25 protein-coding genes and 2 tRNA genes are annotated in these 20,397 nt (G+C 64.4%); 7 read left to right on the top strand and 20 right to left on the bottom strand.

From position 1 onward, the window contains the following. Positions 1-52 precede the first annotated feature (52 nt). The 5 genes from JJB99_RS04835 (at position 53) to JJB99_RS04815 (ending at position 3,244) form a co-directional block, all read left to right on the top strand. On the top strand, positions 53-718 hold the full coding sequence (locus JJB99_RS04835) for a PAS domain-containing protein (RefSeq protein ID WP_246775144.1): 666 nt from the start codon (positions 53-55) through the stop codon (positions 716-718). Positions 719-746: 28 nt separating this feature from the next. After that, a complete protein-coding gene (locus JJB99_RS04830) occupies positions 747-950 on the top strand; it encodes an ATPase domain-containing protein (protein ID WP_200497647.1) in 204 nt (67 codons plus the stop codon). Then, positions 935-1,204, top strand: coding sequence for a response regulator (locus JJB99_RS04825; RefSeq protein ID WP_200497646.1), 270 nt, complete (start codon positions 935-937; stop codon positions 1,202-1,204). The genes JJB99_RS04830 and JJB99_RS04825 overlap by 16 nt, the downstream gene beginning before the upstream one ends. 99 nt (positions 1,205-1,303) lie before the next feature. After that, complete coding sequence (locus JJB99_RS04820; protein ID WP_200497645.1) at positions 1,304-2,095, top strand: alpha/beta fold hydrolase; 792 nt, start codon at positions 1,304-1,306, stop codon at positions 2,093-2,095. A gap of 6 nt (positions 2,096-2,101) precedes the next feature. After that, complete coding sequence (locus JJB99_RS04815) at positions 2,102-3,244, top strand: PAS domain-containing sensor histidine kinase (protein ID WP_200497644.1); 1,143 nt, start codon at positions 2,102-2,104, stop codon at positions 3,242-3,244. 502 nt (positions 3,245-3,746) lie between these two features. On the opposite strand, the gene JJB99_RS04810 is transcribed toward JJB99_RS04815, so the two are convergent. The 12 genes from JJB99_RS04810 to JJB99_RS04755 form a co-directional block, all read right to left on the bottom strand. After that, positions 3,747-3,822, bottom strand: a tRNA-Phe gene (locus JJB99_RS04810). 185 nt (positions 3,823-4,007) lie between these two features. Continuing rightward, a complete protein-coding gene (gene yacG / locus JJB99_RS04805; protein ID WP_200497643.1) occupies positions 4,008-4,190 on the bottom strand; it encodes a DNA gyrase inhibitor YacG in 183 nt (60 codons plus the stop codon). 155 nt (positions 4,191-4,345) lie between these two features. After that, positions 4,346-4,975 (bottom strand): Maf-like protein, encoded by a 630-nt coding sequence (locus JJB99_RS04800; protein ID WP_128963902.1) that lies wholly within the window; start codon positions 4,973-4,975, stop codon positions 4,346-4,348. Positions 4,976-5,133: 158 nt separating this feature from the next. Further along, a complete protein-coding gene (locus JJB99_RS04795) occupies positions 5,134-5,601 on the bottom strand; it encodes a low molecular weight phosphatase family protein (protein WP_200497642.1) in 468 nt (155 codons plus the stop codon). Between the two features lie 6 nt (positions 5,602-5,607). Then, complete coding sequence (locus tag JJB99_RS04790) at positions 5,608-6,105, bottom strand: UPF0262 family protein (RefSeq protein WP_200497641.1); 498 nt, start codon at positions 6,103-6,105, stop codon at positions 5,608-5,610. Next, positions 6,102-7,397: a histidinol dehydrogenase gene (hisD, locus tag JJB99_RS04785; RefSeq protein ID WP_200497640.1), complete on the bottom strand. Its 1,296-nt coding sequence runs from the start codon at positions 7,395-7,397 to the stop codon at positions 6,102-6,104. Before hisD ends, JJB99_RS04790 begins: the two co-directional genes overlap by 4 nt. 145 nt (positions 7,398-7,542) lie before the next feature. Continuing rightward, complete coding sequence (locus tag JJB99_RS04780; protein WP_200497639.1) at positions 7,543-7,992, bottom strand: DUF2948 family protein; 450 nt, start codon at positions 7,990-7,992, stop codon at positions 7,543-7,545. Between the two features lie 183 nt (positions 7,993-8,175). Beyond that, positions 8,176-9,000, bottom strand: coding sequence for an alpha/beta fold hydrolase (locus JJB99_RS04775; protein ID WP_200497638.1), 825 nt, complete (start codon positions 8,998-9,000; stop codon positions 8,176-8,178). A gap of 126 nt (positions 9,001-9,126) precedes the next feature. Then, complete coding sequence (locus JJB99_RS04770) at positions 9,127-9,636, bottom strand: hypothetical protein (RefSeq protein WP_200497637.1); 510 nt, start codon at positions 9,634-9,636, stop codon at positions 9,127-9,129. 188 nt (positions 9,637-9,824) lie between these two features. Further along, positions 9,825-10,133 carry an EthD family reductase gene (locus JJB99_RS04765; protein WP_200497636.1) on the bottom strand — a complete coding sequence of 103 codons (309 nt, stop codon included), beginning with the start codon at positions 10,131-10,133 and terminating at the stop codon, positions 9,825-9,827. A 127-nt stretch (positions 10,134-10,260) separates the two neighbouring features. Continuing rightward, positions 10,261-11,967: an FAD-dependent oxidoreductase gene (locus JJB99_RS04760; RefSeq protein ID WP_200500049.1), complete on the bottom strand. Its 1,707-nt coding sequence runs from the start codon at positions 11,965-11,967 to the stop codon at positions 10,261-10,263. A 39-nt stretch (positions 11,968-12,006) separates the two neighbouring features. Next, positions 12,007-12,192, bottom strand: coding sequence for a hypothetical protein (locus JJB99_RS04755; protein ID WP_200500050.1), 186 nt, complete (start codon positions 12,190-12,192; stop codon positions 12,007-12,009). 317 nt (positions 12,193-12,509) lie between these two features. Between JJB99_RS04755 and JJB99_RS04750 the strand changes: the two genes are divergently transcribed. Next, positions 12,510-12,584: transfer RNA gene (locus tag JJB99_RS04750), tRNA-Thr, on the top strand. A 741-nt stretch (positions 12,585-13,325) separates the two neighbouring features. Here the strand turns inward: JJB99_RS04750 and JJB99_RS36885 are convergent. Together JJB99_RS36885 and JJB99_RS04745 are read right to left on the bottom strand one after the other, a co-directional pair. Next, entirely contained in the window at positions 13,326-13,784 is a 459-nt protein-coding gene (locus JJB99_RS36885; protein ID WP_433995750.1) for a WapI family immunity protein, read from the bottom strand. Next, the gene (locus tag JJB99_RS04745; RefSeq protein ID WP_200497635.1) at positions 13,781-14,296 is read right to left on the bottom strand and encodes a Crp/Fnr family transcriptional regulator; all 516 of its coding nucleotides are present in this window, start codon (positions 14,294-14,296) and stop codon (positions 13,781-13,783) included. The genes JJB99_RS36885 and JJB99_RS04745 overlap by 4 nt, the downstream gene beginning before the upstream one ends. Positions 14,297-14,556: 260 nt before the next feature. Between JJB99_RS04745 and JJB99_RS04740 the strand changes: the two genes are divergently transcribed. After that, positions 14,557-15,561: an LLM class flavin-dependent oxidoreductase gene (locus JJB99_RS04740; RefSeq protein ID WP_200497634.1), complete on the top strand. Its 1,005-nt coding sequence runs from the start codon at positions 14,557-14,559 to the stop codon at positions 15,559-15,561. Between the two features lie 158 nt (positions 15,562-15,719). Here JJB99_RS04740 and JJB99_RS04735 read toward each other — a convergent pair whose 3' ends face one another. From JJB99_RS04735 to JJB99_RS04710, 6 genes are read right to left on the bottom strand one after another with little or no spacing between them, the layout of a single operon-like run. Next, positions 15,720-16,595, bottom strand: coding sequence for an amidohydrolase family protein (locus tag JJB99_RS04735; protein WP_200497633.1), 876 nt, complete (start codon positions 16,593-16,595; stop codon positions 15,720-15,722). Between the two features lie 12 nt (positions 16,596-16,607). Continuing rightward, positions 16,608-16,991, bottom strand: a complete 384-nt coding sequence (locus tag JJB99_RS04730; protein WP_200497632.1) for a RidA family protein — start codon at positions 16,989-16,991, stop codon at positions 16,608-16,610. Positions 16,992-17,013: 22 nt separating this feature from the next. After that, entirely contained in the window at positions 17,014-17,817 is an 804-nt protein-coding gene (gene hpaH / locus JJB99_RS04725) for a 2-oxo-hept-4-ene-1,7-dioate hydratase (protein ID WP_200497631.1), read from the bottom strand. Between the two features lie 3 nt (positions 17,818-17,820). Then, positions 17,821-18,681: a fumarylacetoacetate hydrolase family protein gene (locus JJB99_RS04720; RefSeq protein WP_200497630.1), complete on the bottom strand. Its 861-nt coding sequence runs from the start codon at positions 18,679-18,681 to the stop codon at positions 17,821-17,823. Positions 18,682-18,724: 43 nt separating this feature from the next. Further along, positions 18,725-19,342, bottom strand: a complete 618-nt coding sequence (locus tag JJB99_RS04715) for a flavin reductase family protein (protein ID WP_200497629.1) — start codon at positions 19,340-19,342, stop codon at positions 18,725-18,727. Positions 19,343-19,346: 4 nt separating this feature from the next. Further along, a complete protein-coding gene (locus JJB99_RS04710; RefSeq protein ID WP_200497628.1) occupies positions 19,347-20,312 on the bottom strand; it encodes a Bug family tripartite tricarboxylate transporter substrate binding protein in 966 nt (321 codons plus the stop codon). Positions 20,313-20,397: the final 85 nt, after the last annotated feature.

Genomic DNA, 20,397 nt, shown 5'->3' with positions numbered 1-20,397 from the left:
TCCTCGCGAGCCCACCTTACTTGATAGGGTGATCATGAAAGTAGGTGAGCCCATGTCGGACGCGATCGAGACTATGTTGGAGCGCGCGTTGGGCGCCGTGCTGGCCGGCGACCAAGTACTGCATGACGCGCTCGACGAACTCCCCGCCGCCATCTACGTCACCGATGCCGATGGGGTGATCACCTATTTCAACCCCGCATGCATCGATTTCACCGGCCGTCGGCCGGAAGTGGGCGCGGACCGCTGGTGCGTTACCTGGCGCCTCTACACCAACGCCGGCGAGTTCCTGCCCCATGCCGAATGTCCCATGGCGGTCGCGATCAACACCCAACGGCCGATCCGCGGGGTGACAGCCGTGGCAGAACGGCCCGATGGCACGCGCGTGGTCTTCCGGCCCTATCCAACTCCGATTTTCGACAAGGATGGCAAGTTCGCCGGCGCGGTGAACCTGCTCGAAGACGTCACAGACGAGGCACGTGCTGAGGATTTCCGGGCCCAAGCCCGTCGCTGCCGCCGACTGGCCAATGCCGTGGCCGACGATTTTGCGGCCGATACCCTAAGCCGCATGGCCGAGGAATATGAAGCGAAAGCGGCCGAACTACTCGGCCATAGGCGCTTCGCAAATAGCGGCGCTGATGGGAACGGAATACGTCCGGCGCCCGCCCCGGGTCCGAGTATCGATGGCCCAGACACCGTTGGCGGCGGCCCCCGTTTCTAGCGCGCGGGTCAAGAGGTGGAAAGCTGTGATGGCTGCTGAAGGCGTATCTATATCTAAAGGACTGGCAAGTTCGGGCGTGCCGGGGCTGGACGAGATCCTGATTGGCGGCCTGGAGCGCGAAAACCTCTACCTGATCGAGGGTACGCCAGGGTCTGGCAAAACCATCATGGCGATGCAGTTCCTCATTGAGGGTGCCCGCTATGACGAACACACAGTTTGCATCACGCTTTAGCCGAGACCAAGCCGGAGCGGTCGCTGGCCCCAAGCGAGTTCGCGCACAGCGGGCGCAAGGTGCTTGTCGTTGAGGACAACGACGATCTCGCCGAACTCGCGATCGAGATGATGACGACCCTTGGCTTCGTAGTGGAGCGTGCCGCCAACGCAAGAGAAGCACTCGCTAAGCTTGCGGCCAAGGGCCGGAACGTCGGCCTCGTATTCTCCGATGTTGTGATGCCCGGGGGCATGCTCCTGCCGAGATCCCCCTAGACGGCGGTTCCATGCGCTGCTTGAGACTCGCAAGATCGGCGCAGCGACCTACATTGGGCGCAGGGCCTGCCAAAAATCCCAAAAATCAAAGGGGCACCGATGCCGGGAGTGATCGAACGAAACAACGTGCACGTTCACGGCGGCGGCATGAGGGCGATAATGTTTGCCCATGGATTTGGCTGCGACCAGAACATGTGGCGGTTCGTGGCGCCCGCGTTCGAAAAGGACTTTAGGATCGTCCTGTTCGACCATGTCGGCGCAGGTGGCTCTGACTTGAGCGCGTACGACAAGAACAAGTATTCGAGCCTGGAGGGGTACGCAGACGATGTCGTCGAGATCGGTCGCGAGCTGAAGCTGAAGGATGCCGTTTTCGTCGGGCACTCCGTCAGCAGCATGATCGGCGTGCTTGCCTCGCAGAAGGCGCCCAAGATGTTCGGCAAGCTGGTGCTAATCGGTCCCTCCGCCCGCTACATCGACGAGGAAGGGTATGTCGGCGGCTTCAGCGCCAGCCAAATCGAGGAGCTGCTGCAATTCCTGGACGCGAACCACATGGGTTGGTCGACCCAGATGGCGCCGATGATCATGGGCAATCCCGACCGGCCAGAGCTCGGCCAGGAGCTGACCAACAGCTTCTGCCGTACGGATCCCGAGATCGCCAAGGCCTTCGCCCGCGTCACCTTCACTTCCGACAACCGCAAGGACCTGGCCCGCGTCGCCGTCCCTACTCTCGTCTTGCAATGTAGCGAGGACATTATCGCGGGTCAGGAGGTGGGCGATTTCGTCAATCAGAACATTCCGAACAGCCGCATGATCGTCCTGAAGGCGACCGGCCACTGTCCGAACCTGAGCGCGCCGCAGGAAGTCGTTTCCGCCATGCGAACCTTCGTGTAACCATCCATGAATGGCGCCAATCATCTCGATTTCGAGGATATGGTCGAGGAGGCGCCTTGCGGGTACATCTCGCTGTCGCCCGGCGGCCGGATCGAGCATGCGAATCGGACTTTTCTCGGCTGGACCGGCCATGCGGCCGAGCAAATGGTCGGAAAGCGCCTGAGCGACTTCCTGACGATGGCGGGCCGCATCTACTACGAAACGCACATCGCGCCGCTGCTGCGGATGCAGGGCGCCTTTGAGGAATTCGCCGTCGACGTATTGAAGGCCGATGGGCAGCCGTTGCAGATGATCGCCAACGCCACCGAGCGGCGAGATTCAGATGGCCAGTGTCTTTCCATTCGCCTGGCGCTCATCCGGGCCACCGACCGTCGCCGTTACGAGCAGGAGCTCCTCGGCGCGAGAGAATTGGCGCGGGCGGCGGGGAGTGCGAGCGAAGAGAAGCTGCAGCGCGAGCATGAGGCTTCCGAGCTGCGCGAGCAGTTCATCGCCGTGCTTGGCCATGATCTGCGCAACCCGCTCGCCTCCATCAGCGCCGGAGCGCGCATCCTCGACCGCACGGTGCAAACCGACAAGGAGCACCAGGTCATCGCCATGATGCAGACGACGGTGGTCCGGATGGCGGGGCTGATCGACAACGTACTCGATCTCGCCCGCGGCCGGCTCGGAGGCGGCATCGGACTGGATCGGGACGCGGGAAAGCCGCTCGAGCCGGTTCTCATGGGGGTGGTTGATGAATTGAGACTGGCCTGGCCAGGTCGCGTGATCGAGGCCGAATTCAAGATCGATCGTTCGGTGAACTGCGACCGCTCCCGCATCGGGCAGTTGCTCTCCAATCTCGTCGGAAACGCGTTGACGCACGGAGCCTCCGCTCAACCCGTCATCGTCCATGGCGAGACGCGGGACGAATTCTTCGAGCTCTGGGTCGCTAACGCAGGCGATCCCATCCCGCAAGCGGCAATGGACAAGCTGTTCGAGCCGTTCTTTCGCGGGAACGCGCACGCGAGCAGGCAAGGCCTTGGACTGGGCCTCTATATCGCCTCCCAGATCGCCAAAGCGCACGGGGGCGAACTGACCGTTCGTTCGACGGAGGAAGAGACACGGTTCACTTTCGCCATGCCACTCGCGGCGGCATCGGCTCTCCCCTAGCCAGGGCCCGCCCGGCTAGGGCGATTCTGCTGCCAAGAGGTATACCGCGATCGAACATCGTCTTGGGCCGGGTGAGAACTGGCAGTTCGAAGTTCATCGCGAGGCCGGCCCATGTACTCCTCGAATATTTGCGCGGGCATCTACAGCGCGCGGCAGCTAACTATCGCCAATTTTGGGATGGTCTCGAAACGCCGGGTGAAGTCGACAAGATCGTCTCTGTCGAAGTCGAGGATTGAAAACCTTACAGGCTTTCGAAGGCGAACGTCGGCGCAGCCGAGATTGCCTCTCTTTAGGAGCGATGGCCGGCGCGACAAGCTTGACAGGACCTAACGATCAAAGTTGCAAAAACAGGAGCAAGGGCGAGGAAGCGCGCGTACTCGCGCGCTTATTGTGCCTCTACTAGAGGAAGAGCACCACGGCAAACCGTGACGTGGCGGACCCCGAGCCGAAGCTCGCGCAATGCCGTCGCACAATCGCACTCTGGCGTGCAAAAGCGTAGTTTTGGTGCCCAGGGGCGGAATCGAACCACCGACACTGCGATTTTCAGTCGCATGCTCTACCAACTGAGCTACCTGGGCGTGCTCCAAGAGAGGGGCCAGAGCCCATCGAGCGGGCGGGTTATAGTGGGCTCGGAGCGGCCTGTCCACCCGGCTTCGCCAAGAGGCTTCGCCGGGCGCGGCCCGGCTGTGTACAAGCTGGGGCCGGGTTGCCCGGCTCACCCGCGGCGCAGCTATCGCCACGACAAGACATTGGTATTATTTATCTATTCTCCGCCGTCGACCTCCTCATCTCGGCCGGGAATGACATAGGAGCCCTTCAACCAGCGGTTCAAATCGACGTCGCGGCAGCGCGAGGAGCAGAACGGACGGGTGGCCTGCACCTGCGGCTTGCCGCAGATCGGGCAGGTTTTGAGGGGCTTGGCGGGCTTGTTGACCTGGTCGTCCATGAGTTGCGCAGCTTACACGAGGTGAAGGAGTTCAAGCGCCTGTCGGCGAAGCGGTTCCTCGGCCGACCGCGCATGCGGGGCCGCCGGGGTCGAGAAGGCCCATTCTACTGTGCATGGGGTTGTTTTCGAGATTTTTGCAGAGCGGGTTTCGAGCTTCAAACGGCGGTGGCGTTGAGCCAGCCGAAGCGGATCGGAAAACCTTCGCCGCCGAGCAGGGTCGTGGTCTCGTAGAGCGGCAGGCCGACCACGTTGGTATAGGATCCGACCATCTTCACCACGAAGGAGCCGGCGATGCCCTGCACCGCGTAGCCGCCGGCTTTGCCGCGCCATTCGCCGGAGCCGATATAGGCCTGGATGTCGTCCTCCGAGAGGCGCTTGAAGCGGACGCGGGTCTCGACCAGGCGCTGGCGGAAGGCCTCGCGCGGCGTGACAAGGCAGATCGCGGTGTAGACGCGGTGATTGCGGCCCGACAAGAGCCGCAGGCATTGCGCGGCCTCGTCGACGAGGTTGGCCTTGGGCAGGATGCGGCGGCCGACCGCCACAACAGTGTCGGCGGAGAGGATGAAGGCGCCGCGCAGCTCGTCGTCGAGCTGCACGGATTTGAGCGCCGCATCGGCCTTGGCCCGGGCCAGACGGTTGGCGCAGGCGCGCGGCAGCTCGCCGCGCCTCGGCGTCTCGTCGACGTCGGCCGGCCGGAGCGCGTCCGGCTCGATGCCGGCCTGGTTGAGCAGCGACAGGCGCCGCGGCGAGCCGGAGGCAAGTACGAATTTGGGGCGGCCGAGCATCAGGTGATTTTTGGGGGACGAAGCAGGGGGTGAATTGCGCGCGGAACCTATCGGACGGGGGCTGATTTCACAACCCGGGAACCCGAGGTTAGATGATTCGGGGCTACCGATAAGCGTGTGCCCTTAGTCTGTGACGCAGGTGTTACGCCCGCCCGGTGCTACCCGCTGGCCGCGCCGACCTTGGCAAAGCGCCGGCGGATACGCATCAGGAGCTGGTCGCAGACGTCGCGGTAGGCGGCGAGCTTCTGGTCGCGGCTGCCCTCGATGGTGGTGGGGTCTTGCGTCGGCCAGTATTCGACGTCGGCGGCGAGCGTGCGGGTCAGCTCCAGCGCCTTGTGGTGCGCTTCCGGCGAGAGCGTGATGATGAGGTCGAAATTCAGCCCCTCCCAATCCTCCAGCTCCTCGAAGGTCTGCGGCTTGTGAACGGAGATGTCCTGGCCGAGCTCGGCCATGACGCTGACCGCGAACGGATCGAGCTCGCCGCGCCTCGCGCCGGCCGACTTCACGTAGAGGCCGTGCGGAAACATGTGCCGCAGCAGGCTCTCGGCCATCGGCGAGCGCACGCTGTTCATGGCGCAGGCGAACAGCACCGATTGCGGATCGCGTGCGCGTGAGGGCGCAGCCATCCGTCATCAGCCTTTCCAATGGAGGACGGTAATGAGCGTGAACAGCCGGCGCGAGGTCTCGAAGTCGACCCGCACCTTGCCCTTCAGCCGCTCCTGGAGCGTGCGCGATCCCTCGTCATGGATGCCGCGGCGGCCCATGTCGATGGCCTCGATCTTGTCCGGGGTCGCGGTGCGGATCGCCTGATAGTAGCTGTCGCAGATCATGAAATAGTCCTTCACGATCCGCCGGAACGGCGTCAGCGAGAGCAGATGTGCGACCACGGGCGTGCCGTCCTCGCGGCGGATGTCGAACATCAGGCGGTTGCCGGTGATGCCGATATGCAACGTGAACGGACCTTGCCCCTCGGCGCCGTCGGGCGCGAACAGGTTTTGCTCGATCAGGTCGTAGATCGCGATCGCGCGCTCATGCTCGATGTCGGGCCCGGACCGGCCGATCGAGTCCTCGTCGAGCGTGACGCCGACGATACGGTTCTGCGAGTCGTCCTGTTCGGGCGGCTTTGTCATGACAGATTGAGGCGCAATCCAATCGAGCGCGAATGGGCATCCAGCCCCTCCGCTTGTCCGAGCGTCATCGCGGCCGGGCCCAGCGCACGCAATTGCTCCGGGCCGCATTTCAGGATCGAGGTGCGCTTCATGAAATCGGCGACACCGAGACCTGAGGAGAACCGCGCCGAGCGCGCCGTCGGCAGCACGTGGTTGGAGCCGCCGACATAGTCGCCGATCGCTTCGGGCGTATGCGCGCCGAGGAAGACGGCGCCGGCGTTGCGGATTTTTGCGGCGAGCGCGTCGGGATCGGTTGTCATGATCTCGAGATGCTCGGCGGCAATTGCATCTGCGAGCGGGATGGCATCGGTGAGGTTCTTCACCATGATGATGGCGCCGAAATCGGCCCAGGAGCGGCCTGCGATCGCAGCGCGCGGCAGGGTCTTCAACTGCGCTTCGACCGCCTTTTCGACATCGGCGGCAAGCCGTAGCGAGTCCGTGATCAGGATCGATTGCGCGCTGGCATCGTGCTCAGCCTGTGCCAGCAGATCCGCGGCGATCCAGTCGGCATTGCCGGTGTCGTCGGCGATGACGAGCACTTCCGAGGGCCCGGCGATCATGTCGATGCCGACCTTGCCGAACACCAGCCGCTTGGCAGCGGCGACATAGGCATTGCCGGGACCGACGATCTTTGCCACCGGCGCAATCGTCGCGGTGCCGTGCGCGAGCGCGGCCACGGCCTGCGCGCCGCCGACGCGGTAGATCTCAGTGACGCCGCCGAGTTGCGCGGCCGCCAGCACCAATGGATTGAGCTTGCCGTCAGGCGAGGGCACCACCATCACCAGGCGCGAGACGCCGGCAACTTTTGCGGGCACCGCGTTCATCAGCACCGAGGAGGGATAGGCCGCGGTGCCGCCGGGGACGTAGAGGCCGGCGGATTCGATTGCGGTGTAACGCCAGCCGAGCTCGACGCCGAGCGCATCGGTGAAACGCTCGTCCTTCGGCAGCTGGCGGCGGTGATAGGTCTCGATGCGGTCGCGTGCGAGCTTGAGCGCATCCAGCGTCGCGGCATCGCAGGCCTTTACCGCTGTCTCGATCTCGGCGGCGGTGATGCGGAGGCCGGAGGCATCCAGCTTGAGCCGGTCGAACTTGGCGGTGGCCTCGAGCAGGGCGGCATCGCCGCGTTTGGCCACATCATCGACGATCGCGCGCGCGGCGGCCTCGACGTCGGCCGAGATCTCGCGCTTGGCGGCGAGGAAGGCCGCGAATCGCTGGTCAAAATCGGCGCTGCTGCGGTCGAGACGAACGGGCATTTTTGGCTTGGCTTCCGGCTGGTCTTTGGGGCGGATTGGCTCACCCGACCCCCTGCTCAATGGCGCGGCGGCGAAGCGGCGTCAACCCTCGCAAGGTGCCGTCCCGGCCGAGGCCCGGGCCGGTTCGACTGGTATACAGGTGACCTCAGCCCTCCCCCTCGATCCCCACTCCCGTTCCCAGCTCGTCCGCCCCGAGATCGGTCAGCTCGCATTCCAGGCATTCGACATCGAGGCGAATGGCGCCGCCCTGCGCGAACAGCAGCAAGGCGCTGCCGCCGGGCTCCTCGTCGCGGCCGTCCTGGGGATGAAACTCGATGCCGACGAGATCCAGAACCTTGTCCAGCGCACCGAGATCGATGTTGCGCGATTTGCAAGCGAGCACGCGGTCGAACCGGAGCGCGGCGACCAGCCGGCGCGGCTCGGCCTCGCCATCCAGCGTCTGCTCCCAATCCAGCCGGCTCATGCCGACTACCAGCCGCTTCTCGCTCTGCCGCCAGATGATATCGGCGGGCTGGACGCGAGCGTCCTGGACATGGGCCGAGATGACGGCGAGGTCGTCGGCATCGAGCGCGATCAATTTGAGCTGGGGAGACATCACACTACTTCTCCTCGGGAAGCGGACATGGCTCAACGCGCGCGGGCGGGGAAATTTCCTCCGAACGAAGGTGCGCATGAGAAGCCGGAAGCTTTCGTCAGGCGCACGTTCGATGCGATCCGGGCGATATTGAAGTGAGGTGCTTATCCTCCCTTGGAGGGCAGGCTCGGAGCCGCGTTTCGCTTACCCCCTGAAAAACGCCAGCAGGTCGGCGTTGATGGTCTCGGCATGCGTGGTCGGCATGCCGTGGGGGAAGCCCTTGTAGGTCTTCAGCGTGCCGTTCTTGAGCAGCTTGGCCGACAGCGGGGCGGAATCGGCGTACGGCACGATCTGGTCGTCGTCGCCATGCATCACCAGCACGGGGACGTTGATCTTCTTGAGGTCCTCGGTGAAGTCGGTCTGCGAGAACGCGACGATGCCGTCGTAATGCGCTTTCGCGCCGCCCATCATGCCCTGGCGCCACCAGTTCTGGATCACCGCTTCGGACGGTTTTGCGCCGGGACGGTTGTAGCCGTAGAACGGACCGGCGGCGATGTCGCGGTAAAAGGCCGAACGGCCGGCGGCAAGCGCGGCCTGGAAACCATCGAACACGCTCTTCGGCAGGCCGCCGGGATTGGCTGCTGTCTGCACCATCAGCGGCGGCACCGCGGAGAGGATCGCGGCCTTCGCCACCCGGCTCTCGCCGTGGCGCGCGATGTAGTGCACGACCTCGCCGCCGCCGGTGGAATGGCCGACGTGAATGGCGTTCTTGAGGTCGAGATGCGCGGTGACCGCGGCGAGGTCGTCGGCGTAGTGATCCATGTCGTGGCCGTCGGCGACCTGCGCCGAGCGGCCGTGGCCGCGGCGGTCATGGGCGATGACGCGATAGCCGCGCGTGACGAAGTACATCATCTGCGCGTCCCAGTCGTCGGCCGACAGCGGCCAGCCATGGCTGAACACGATCGGCTGGCCCGAGCCCCAGTCCTTGTAGAAAATCTCGACACCGTCCTTGGTGGTGATGGTAGGCATTGCAGCGCTCCTTTAGTGAAACGTCATTCCGGGCGCGCGAAGCGTGAACCCGGAATCTGGATATTGTTAGATCGACATTCCCGGGTTCATCGCTGCGCGATGCCCCGGCATGACGGCTATTGGCGATCAGGCAAGGGCCATCGGCTTGAAGCGGCGCCAGGCGCCGATGGTGAGCACCACGAAGAACACCAGCACGAGGCCCTGCACCGCCGCGAACACGGGGCCCGACGGCGGCGCCGGCGGCACAGCGGGTGCGAGCGCGGCCAGCGCCGGCACTTTCAGGAACGACTGGATGATCAGCACGAACACGTTGAAATAGAGCGAGATCATCGCCGTGACGATGTAGAGCGGACGCCAGACGCCTTTGAGCTTCATGCCATAGAGCGCGAAGCAGGCGATCGCGAGCAGCACCAGCGAGATGATGGCGATGATGTGCGAGGGCAGCACTTCCTTGAATGGAAACAGGAAGCCGGTGGCGCTGGTGAGGATCGTGAAAGCTAAGAAGATCGCGGTGAGGCCGGGCATCGGCCTGGAGCCGAGCAGGCCGAACATCACAACGAGGCCGGCGGCAATGGCGATCAGGCTGATGATGACATGGATCATCGTGAAGGCGGGCAGGCTCAACCCGAGAACCATGACGTCTCTCCTACTCTCTGCATTGAGGTCGGAAGATTAGTATTACGCGCCTCATCGGATTACCACCTGCGCCGGCACCACAGATGCGCGCGCAGCCATGCGTCATCGTGCGAATCGACAAAACGCATGGCTGTTTTTTTGCAGCCGTCACGAACGACGGCAGGTTTCGACGAAAGTTGGATCGAGTCTCAAACTTCCTTGGTATCGAAGATCAGCAGATCGGCGCCGCCGCTGGCGAATTTCGGCACGTCGCCCGCGGCCGCCTTGCCTTCTTCGCTGCCGAATGCCTTCTGGATGTCGGCCACGCTGTCGAAGGTGAGGATGGCGACGAGATGGATTCCGGACGGGCCGGCGGGGGAGCCGACCGGGCCCTTGCTGACGGCGTATTTCTTCAGGCCGGGCAATTTCTTGGCGAGCGGAATGTGGGTCTCGGCATAATGCTTGTCGAAAGCGGCAGCATCTTTGGGCGTCTTGTAGAGCACGACGAGTTCGGCCATTTAGTCCTCCCTATTGAATCTTTTATTCGCCTCACGGGCGAAGCGCCTCGCGACGAGGCGATAGTCTGTGGGACACGACACGATGGCAAGCCAGATTCGACCTGCCGTCTGCTTGTCTTGTCCTTGACTAAAGCGCCGGTTTTGCGGCGTCGCCGAGATAGCCGTGCAGGGAGGCCACGACCTGCGCGCCTTCGCCGATGGCACCGCCGACGCGCTTGACCGAGCCGGAGCGGACGTCGCCGACGGCGAAGACGCCGGGCACCGAGGTCTCCAGCGGCGCCACGAGGCGGCCCTGGTTCTGCTCGGACTGCGCGCCGGTCACGACGAAGCCGCCGCGATCGAGCGTGACGCCGCAGCCGTCGAGCCAGCCGGTGGCGGGATCGGCGCCGACGAACAGAAACAGATTTTTGATCTCGGCGGTGTCCTCGTCGTCCGAGAGCCGGCTCTTCCAGCGGATGCGCCGCAAGAGCGAGGCCTCGTCGCCCTCGAGCGCCGTGATCTCGGTGTTGAACATCAATTCGATGTTCGGTGTCGCTTCGATGCGCTCGATGAGATAGCGCGACATGCTGGCGCCGAGACCACCGCCGCGGATGATCATCAGCACCTTCTTGGCATGGCCCGACAGGAACACGGCGGCCTGGCCGGCCGAGTTGCCGGCGCCGACCAGGGCGACCTCCTCACCGGCGCACAATTTCGCTTCGACTGGCGAAGCCCAGTACCAGACGCCGCGGCCCTCGAACTTGTCGAGGTTCGCAATATCGGGCCGGCGATAGCGCGCGCCGCTGGCGACCACCACCGCGCGCGCACGCAGGGGTTCGCTGCCGTCGAGCGTCACCGCGAACGCGCCGTCCTTGCGGGTGCAGTCGAGCGACTTCGCCGTCACCGGGATCATGATGTCGGCGCCGAACTTCTGCGCCTGGTTGAACGCGCGTGCGGTCAGCGCCAGGCCGGAAATGCCGGTCGGAAAGCCGAGATAGTTTTCGATGCGCGCGCTGGCGCCGGCTTGTCCCCCGAAGGCGCGGGTGTCGAGCACGGCGACCGAAAGTCCTTCCGAGGCGGCATACACCGCGGTGGCGAGCCCCGCCGGTCCGCAGCCGACGATGGCGACGTCGTAGATACGGTTGTCGCTGGGGCCGCCGATCATCCCGATCGCGCGCGCAAGCTCGGTTTCGCCGGGATTGCGCAGCACCTCGCCGCCCGGCGCAACGACCAGCGGCCAGTCCTCAGGGCTCGGCGAATAGCGCGCGATCACCTCGGCGGCGTCACGGTCGCGCTCGGGATCGAGCAGATGATGCGGCTGGCCGTTGCGGGTGAGGAAGCCCTGAAGGCGCACCACGCCGGCCGAATGCGACGGACCGATCAGCACCACGCCGCCGACGCCGCCCTGGAGCAGATTGACCCGGCGCAGGATCAGCGCGCGCATGATGCGCTCGCCGAGTTCGGCCTCGGCCACCAGCAGTGCGCGCAGCCGGGGCGGCGGCAATAGCAGCGTCTCGACCTCGCCTTCGGCGCGGCCATCGACCAGCGCCGGCCGGCCGGAGAGCTGGCCGAGCTCGGCCAGGAATTGCCCCGGCCCCTGGTCGATCAGCGGGGTGACATTGCCGAGCCCGTCGCGCTGGGTGATGGCGACATGGCCCTTCAGCACGACGAACATGCCCGGCCCCGGCTTGCCGGTCTCGAACAGCAACTCGCCGTCGGAATAGCTGCGGACCTCGCCGAAATGCCTGATGCGTTCGATCTCGGCGGATGTCAGCGCCGGAAAGGTCTGCTCAGGACGGATGAACCGCGCCATCTGCGCATCTCCGCCGGTTCGTTGCTGTCCGTCCTGCCCCATTGCCACGTCCTGCACTCCAAAAATTCCAGCTGCCGGTCTCTAATTGCCGATCTTGCCAGTCCCCTCATTTGGGGAACCATCGTCGTTGTGCGAGGACTCGGCGGTCGCGGCGCGTTCGCGCGCCTGCACCTTCCGCCGCTTCAGGTTCTCGCGCAGCGCCGATTTCAGCCGCTCGTCCCGCGACACCCGATCCTGCCTCGCGCTCTTGTCGTTCTCGTCGGCCATCACAGGTCCCATACAGCGATCCGGGCTAACATGCCCAGCGAATGCGGCAGCTCAAGAGCCTGGGCGCGATCCGATCGTGCGAAACTCTAAATGGACCGGCCCTGACGATGTGGCCAACTGGCCAGTTGGCCGGGGATAAGCGGAGCCAGATCGTCGGAAAGCCGGTGCTTTCCCGCGAAAACCGGGCATTCGGCCCCGATATCGGCCCGATTTTCTCGTTTTCACGGGACTTGCAAGCTTGCACAGTAGGGGGGCTTGTGGCAGATATCGGCCCGCTTGGCAGGCCCCCTTGGCGGCCGATTCTTGTCCCAGCACATGCTGCCGTAGCTCAGTGGTAGAGCACTCCATTGGTAATGGAGAGGTCGACAGTTCAATCCTGTCTGGCAGCACCATTTTCTGGATCACATCACGCATGGATCGGCATTCTCGCGGCGGGAAATGCCCGAGTTTTGCTCTCCTCTTTCGCCCTCCTCTCTCGAAGAGGGCGCAGGGAAGGCCGGGTGCCGGCTGGCACCCATGATCCGCTGCGCGAAGACTTTGCACACGCAAATGCGCAGGCGGGTAACAGGTGGGCCGGAAAACACCCGGCCTTCCCTGCGCGATGGGTTGACGGCTTATACGCGCTCTCCCCGGAGCCGAGTTCCTTCTGGCCTCCGTCACCTCGCGAATTGACGATGCCTTCAGGCCCGGTTGAGCCCCAAAGCATCTCCGCAAGGCTTGACCGTAGCAACGACGGCCAGGACCACGCGCTTTCGCCGTACGCAGCCGACCTGCCTCGCCCAAAGGGGCTTCGCAGGACATCGGCGCCGTCCGTTCCGCAGGGAGCCGAGGACCTCACGAGGTTCATCTCGCCCTGGTCCGGCCTCCCCTGCCCGGCGCTGCCGCGCCCACCGCACCCCGATCCACGTTCGACACGACGTACGATCGCCCCTCTTCGAGGACCGGGATGACGGGATAGTGCCGCAAATCCGAATTTCGGTAAAGAGGAATATTTTTACGGGAGGAGGTTGACGGGTTTTGGCGAACGACGGGTGTTTTGCCCGACGGGACAGATTAATGCAGGTGATCTAAGCTTTTGAATCTTTGCGGGCATTCGCACGAACGCTTCCGGAAAAGCGCTGCCATCCTAGGGCTTACCGCAATCCCCGCTGTGGGTATGGAGCCAATTCAGCGCGCAACTGTTGCGCAGCCGACACTAGATCGATTTCTTCCATTGGAAATTCGACGCAAAGATCCTCCCATCCGGCACTCCGGCTCGACGCCCATGACGGCCGGGCTTCGAGATTGAAGTACACCCGGAGTACTGGTCGCTCCTGGCTCAATAACACTCGAAATTTGAGATTGGGCTCGGTGAAATCACACGTATCGGAACATGGACTTTTATCCGCCGCTGCATCCATCCAGGATGCCAGCCGCGCGGCTTCATAAGTAAGAAGGCACGGGTGAGTGAATCGCCAGGATCCCCTTGGATGCCTGCCTTCGCCAGCTACGACCAGCCAATTTGAATCGTATTCGGCCGTCTCCAAATGAGGAAATTCATATCCAAGGATTCGAAGTTCAAGGGATTGCCCGTCACGGCTAACGAGTTTCATGGCCTCGCACATTTATCTCGAGGGGCCTCGCCTTCCCCCACCTCGCGTCCCGCAAACCGCTCGTCCGCCCTTCGCAACCTCCGGCACAGCTCGCGATTGATGTTCTGCAGCACGATCACATAGGCGTGGATGTCGGCCTTGTAGCAGGCGTAGAGTTTTTGGGCGGTCAGCTCGTACAGCACCGTCGGGCTCTCCGCGACTACCGTGGCGGAGCGGTTTTGCATTTCGATCAGCGTCATCTCTCCGAAGAAGTCGCCGGGCTCCAGGACTGAAATCGGGACTGAAATCGGGATGGCGCTCCCCGTAGTCGCGCGTTTGCTCACCGCCAGACGGCCGGATTTGACGATGAACAGCGAACGTCCCGGCTCGCCTTCCGTCACGACGGTCGTGCCGGCATCGAAGCGGCGCTCGACCAGCATCGAGATCAGGAGGTCCAGACTCGGGTCCGAAAGGCCGCCGAAGAACGGCGTCGCCAGCAGGAACGCTTTCAGATCGGGGCCGCTGTCAACCATCGCGCCAGGATATGCCCCGCCGCCATCTGCGGCAAGCAAAGCGGCATCGGCGCTGACGATGCCGAACGGGTTCCAACAAGGCGATCAGCGAACGTTTCCGGAGGATGGGTAGACCACTTGCGAAGCCATCCTGTTTTCCGCACAGACAAGTGCGATGGGTTTCGCTTCGCTCTACCCATCCTACGCGCGCTGGCCTTCCCGCGGCCGGCTCCTACATGTGAGGCCACGCTCCTATCGGGAGCCCTATCCGGTGCCCACGCATGATCCCCTTCTCCGTGCTCGACCTCGCTCCGATCCGCCAGGGATCAGACGCGTCGCAGGCGTTCCGCAATTCGCTCGATCTCGCACAGCACGCCGAACGTTGGGGCTACAAGCGGTTCTGGCTCGCCGAGCATCACAACATGACGGGCATCGCGAGCGCGGCGACGTCGGTCGTGATCGGGCATGTCGCGGGCGGCACCAAGACGATCCGCGTCGGCTCCGGCGGTGTCATGCTGCCGAACCATTCGCCGCTGGTGATCGCCGAACAGTTCGGCACGCTGGAATCGCTCTATCCCGGGCGGATCGATCTCGGGCTCGGCCGCGCGCCCGGCACCGACCAGTTCACCGCGCGGGCGCTGCGGCGCGACCTCGCCACCGCTGCCGAAAACTTTCCGCATGACGTCCTGGAATTGCAGGCGCTGCTCGGCGACATCAAGCCGAACCAGGCGATCCGCGCCGTGCCGGGCATGGGGACGAAGGTGCCGCTCTGGATCCTGGGATCGAGCACCTTTGGCGCGCAGCTTGCGGCCATGCTCGGCCTGCCCTTCGCCTTCGCTTCGCATTTCGCGCCGCAGATGATGATGCCGGCGCTGCGCGAGTATCGCGCGCGCTTCGAGTCCTCGGCGCAGCTGGAAAAACCCTATGCGATGATCGGCGTCAACGTGTTCGCCGCCGACAGCGATGCCGAGGCGCAGCGGATGTTCACTTCGCTGCAGCAGCAGTTCATCAATCTGCGCCGCGGCACGCCTGGGCAGCTGCCACCGCCGGTGGACGACATGGACGCGCTGTGGTCGCCGGCCGAGAAGGCCGGCGTCAGCCAGTCGCTTTCGTGCTCTGCGATCGGCTCGCCTGCCGTGGTTGAGGAAAAGCTGAAGGCGCTGATCGCGGAGACCGGGGCGGACGAATTGATGACCACGGGCCAGATCTACGATCACGCCGCGCGGCTGCGCTCGTTCGAGATCGCGGCGGAGGTGCGGGACCGGCTGGCGGAACAAGCGGCGTGATGTAGGTCCGATTGTTGCAACGAAGACGGTGCGCTCCCTCCCCCGCTTGCGGGGGAGGGCTGGGGAGAGGGTGTCTCCCCAAGAGGAAAGAGCACTCACCCCGACCCTCTCCGCGAGCGGGAGAGGGAGTGCACCTTGTTCGTGGCGAGCTTCGGGCTCTAATCCGGAAAGCCGAACAGCTTTGCCGGATTGTGCACCAAGATCTTCTCCAGCTCCGCCTGATCGGGCGCGTAGCGGTACATCAGCTCGAGCAGGTCGGCATCGTTCGGCGGCTGCTTCACCGAGACCGGATGCGGCCAGTCGCTGGCCCAGACGCAGCGGTCGAGGGCGGCCTCGATATAGGCGCGCGCGATCGGGATGACGTCGTCATAGGGCGGGCCGGCCTTCGAGGTCTTCTCGCCGAGCGAGAGCATGACCCAGAAATTGCCCTGCTTGAGCAGCTCCAGCATCTTGCGCAAATTGGGATCGTTCTTGCCGGCGTCCGGATCGGGCCGCGCCATGTGGTCGATCAGCACGGGCACATCGAGACTCTCGTATTTGGCAACGCTCGACATGATGCCGTCCTTCTCGGGCTGGATCTTGACGTACCAGCCGAGCTCGCGGATGCGGGCGATGGCGCGAGCGAAATCGGCATCCGACAGCACGGCGCCCAGTTCCTGTCGAAAACTGAAGCGCGCGCCGCGCACGCCGGCATCGTGCAGCGTGGCGAGATAGGAGTCGCTCGCCTCCGCGAACACCAGCGCGTTGGCGCAGCCGCGATAGTTCGGGCCCATCGCGGCGAGGCCGTCGAGCACCACGGCATGATCGGCGCCATAGGTCGTGGTCTGCACGATGATGCCGCGCTCGATGCCGAGCTGCTTGTGCATCCGTAGCGCCGCTTCCCAGGTCGCGGTCGGCATCCGGTAGGCCGCGCCGGGGCGCTCCGGATATTTCTCGATCGGACCGAGCACGTGAAATTGGCTGTCGACGGTCTTCGGCGGCGGCGCCTTGAGGGGCCGGCGCGGGCTGGGGTCGAACGGCAGATAGGTCGGCATGCATATGCTCCTTCAGTCGATCACGGCGGTGAAGTCGCAACTTACCAGTGCGCCGCCGTCCATGTTGTCCATCGGCAGCGCATGGCGCGCCGGGCGCGAATGCTCGTCCGGAAACATCTTGAGCCATTCCACATTGAGAGGGCCGCGCTGGGTGCGGTCCTTCAACCACACCGTCATCTTGATGATGTCGTCGGTGGTGCCGCCGGCAGCCTCCACAATCGCCTTCATATGCGCGAACATGTTGGCACATTGCGCATCGAGACTTTCGGGCATCACACCGGCAGCGTCGCGGCCGAGGATCACGCCCGACATCACGAGATTGCCGATGCGGCAGGCGTTCGGAATCGGATTGGCGTGCTTGAAGCCGCCGATGTGAATGCTCCTGCGCCGTGTCATGGTGCGCTCCCTCTCTTTTGATTCAGACGAACTGGCACGACACCGAGCCGAACGTGCCATAATCGGCATGAAACGTGTCGCCGCGGCGGATGTCGACCGGACGCGTGAACGATCCCGCCAGCACCACTTCGCCGGCGGCGAGATGCTCGTCATGCGGCGCGAGCCGGTTGGCAAGCCAGGCGATGCCATTGGCGGGGTGGTTGAGCACGCCGGCGGCCAGCCCGGTCTCCTCGACCTCGCCGTTGCGGAACAACAGCGCGCCGATCCAGCGCAAATCGGCATCCATCGGCCGGATCGGCCGGCCGCCGAGCACGAGCGCCGCGTTGGCCGCGTTGTCCGAAATCGTGTCCATCACCTTGCGAGTCTTGCCGGTCTCAGGATCGACGCGATGCATGCGCGTCTCCAGGATCTCCAACGCCGGGGTGACGTAGTCGGTGGCGTTGAGCACGTCGAAGATGGTGCAGTCGGGCCCGCGCAGCGGCGCTTTCAGCGCGAAGGCGAGCTCGACCTCGATGCGCGGCGCGTGAAAGCGGTCGAACGGGATCGGCGTGGCGTCGGCATAGAACATATCGGCGAACAGCACGCCGTAATCGGGCTCGGAGATGCCGACTGCGTTCTGCATCGCCTTCGAGGTCAGGCCGATCTTGTGCCCCTTGACGATGCGGCCGCGGCCAAGCTGGAGTTTTGTCCAGGCGCGCTGGACGGCATAGGCATCCTCGATCGTAAGGCCGGGATACTCTTTCGAGAACATCGGGATCAGCACCTTGGTGCGCTCGGCCTCATCGAGCCGCGCGGCGAGGCGTTCGATCGTGGCGGCGTCCAGCATGACCTAGCTCTCCGCGGCGACGGTGTTGCGCAGCACGCCGATGCGGCTGGACTCGACCTCGACGACGTCGCCCACCTTGAGCCAGCGCGGCGGATCGAACCGGGCGCCGGCACCGGTCGGCGTGCCCGTCACGATCATGTCGCCTGGCTTCAGCGTGGCGAAAGTGGAGAGATAGGAGATCAGGAAGTCGAACGGAAACATCAGCCGCTCGGTCGTGTCCTGCTGGCGCACCTCGCCGTTGACGCGGGTGATGATGTCGTGCGGCCCGCGCGGATCGAGCTCGTCCGACGTGACAAGCCAGGGGCCGATGCTGCCGGAGCGGTCGAAATTCTTGCCCTGCGTGACATTGAACTTGCCGTGGCGCAGCCAGTCGCGAATCGTGCCTTCGTTGCACAGCGTCATGCCGAAGATGTGGCCCCACGCTTTCTCGCGCTGGATGTGCCGGCCGCCCTGCCCGATCACGATGACGAGCTCGCCTTCGTAATCGAGCTGGTCCGAGACTTTCGGCTTCTCCAGCGGCTGGCCGGAGCCGGTCATCGACGACATGCTCCGCACGAACAGGCTTGGATATTTGGGCTGGTCGGAATTGTCTTTGTATTCGGCGTTGCGCTCGGCGTAGTTGACGCCGATGCACCAGAGCTTTTCAGGCGCGAGCACCGGCGGCAGCAGGACGAGGTCTTCGAGCGCGTGGTCGGGCTTCTGCCCGGCCGCGGCCTCTTGTGCATCGGCGAGTCCATTGGCGGCGATCAGCGCCTTGACGTCGGAAAAGTCGCGGCCGATGCGGCTGGTCAGATCGACCACGCCACCAGCAACGGCCGCGCCGTAGCGCGGCTCTCCGTCCAGGAGATAGCTTACGAGTCGCATTGTTGTTCTCCAATGATCTTGAGGCGCGGTCGCGGCCTCGCGCTCAGTCTTTCGATTTGGGTGTCTGAAACACGGTGTTCAGCGTCACGATGTCGCCGAGCCGGGCGTAGCGCGGCCCGCCGATGCGGGCGATCGGGTCGAGCGCCTTGGTCTCGATCTTGCCGTGATTGACGAGGCCGTCGCGCAAGTGGAACATCACGACCTCGCCGACGATGAGGCGGCTCTTCGCCTCGCCGAATTCGAGGCACTGGTGGAAGCGGCATTCCATCGCGACCGGCGCCGCTGCAAGCCGCGGCACCTTGATGCGCTCGCTGGCGATCGTCTCCAGCCCGAGATGCTCGACCTCGCTGATCTCAGGCGGATGCTCGACCGAGCTGTCGTGCACCGCCGACATCAGCGGGGTATCGGCGATGTGGATCACGTATTCCCCGCTATCGAGGATGTTGTGCGCGGTGTCCTTGTAGTCACTGCCCTTGCGGCCGACGCTGATGGCGAGCATCGGCGGCTTCTGCGAGACGAAGGTGAAGGCGCTGAACGGGGCGAGGTTGAGCACACCCTTGCTCGAGAGGCTCGTCACCCACGCAATCGGGCGCGGCACCACGATGCCGGTCATCAGGCGGTAGATGCGCTCGGCGCCGAGCTCGGTGGGGTCGATCCGCATGCGATCAGTCAGCCTTGATGTTGGCCTTGCGCACGACCGGAATCCACTTGGCGTCCTCGCGCTCCAGATAAGCCCTGAACTCGTCCGGCGACATCGGAGTAGCCTCGCCGCCGAGTTTTTCGAATTTGTCGACCACGCCGGGGTCTTTCAGGATCGCGACCAGCGTCTCCTGCAGCTTGTCGACGATGGGCGCCGGCGTGCCCGCGGGCGCGAACAGGCCGGTAAAGGTCTGGCCGTCAAAATCCTTGTAGCCGAGCTCGATGAAAGTCGGAACATCAGGCAGCGACTTCAGGCGGTGCGGGCTGGTGACGGCGAGCGCGCGGAACAGGCCGGCCTTGATGTGCTGGAGGCTGACCGTGAGCTGGTCGAATGCAAATTGAACTTGCCCGCCGAGCAGGTCGTTGATCGCAGGCGCGTTGCCCCGGTAGTGCGCGGTGACCCATTGCAGGCCGAGGTTCGACTGCATCAGCTCGCTGAGCAGGTGGTTGGTGGTGCCGGGGCCGGGCGAGGCCATGGTCAGCTTGCCGGGCTCGCGCTTGGCGAGATCAATGAATTCCTTGAAGGTCGTCGCCTGCACCGACGGATGCACCTCGAGCACCAGCGGCGTCATCGAGATCGTCGAAATGGGGAGGAAGTCTTTCTTCCAATTGTAGGCGTCGCGCTTGTTGATCTCGGTCGCGAACAGCACCGGGCCGTTGGCGCCGACGAACAGCGTGTAGCCGTCGGGCGCCGATTTCGCGAAGGCTTCGCCTGCGATCATGCCGCCGGCGCCGGCCTTGTTCTCGATGATGAAGGGCTGGCCGAGCTTTTCCTGGAGCTTGTCGGCGATGATGCGTGCCGCGCTGTCGACGTTGCCGCCGGCAGGATAGGGCACGATCAGCTTGACGCTGCGCGCCGGCCATTGCTGGCCCGAGGCGGGTGCCGCCAGCATTGCGGCTGCGGCAGCCATGGCAATCCAGATTAATCTCATGTTAACCTCCGAGCGGCGCTTCCAATTTCAGGTCGGCTGCCTTGAGGCGGCAAGGCATTGCTGATTGGAGCGCAATCTCCAGACG

It is taken from the genome of Bradyrhizobium diazoefficiens (assembly GCF_016616235.1).
GTDB classification, from domain to species: Bacteria; Pseudomonadota; Alphaproteobacteria; order Rhizobiales; family Xanthobacteraceae; genus Bradyrhizobium; species Bradyrhizobium diazoefficiens_H.
Note: the sequence above shows the minus strand (reverse complement) of the source record. Positions and strands in the feature narration are given on the sequence as shown.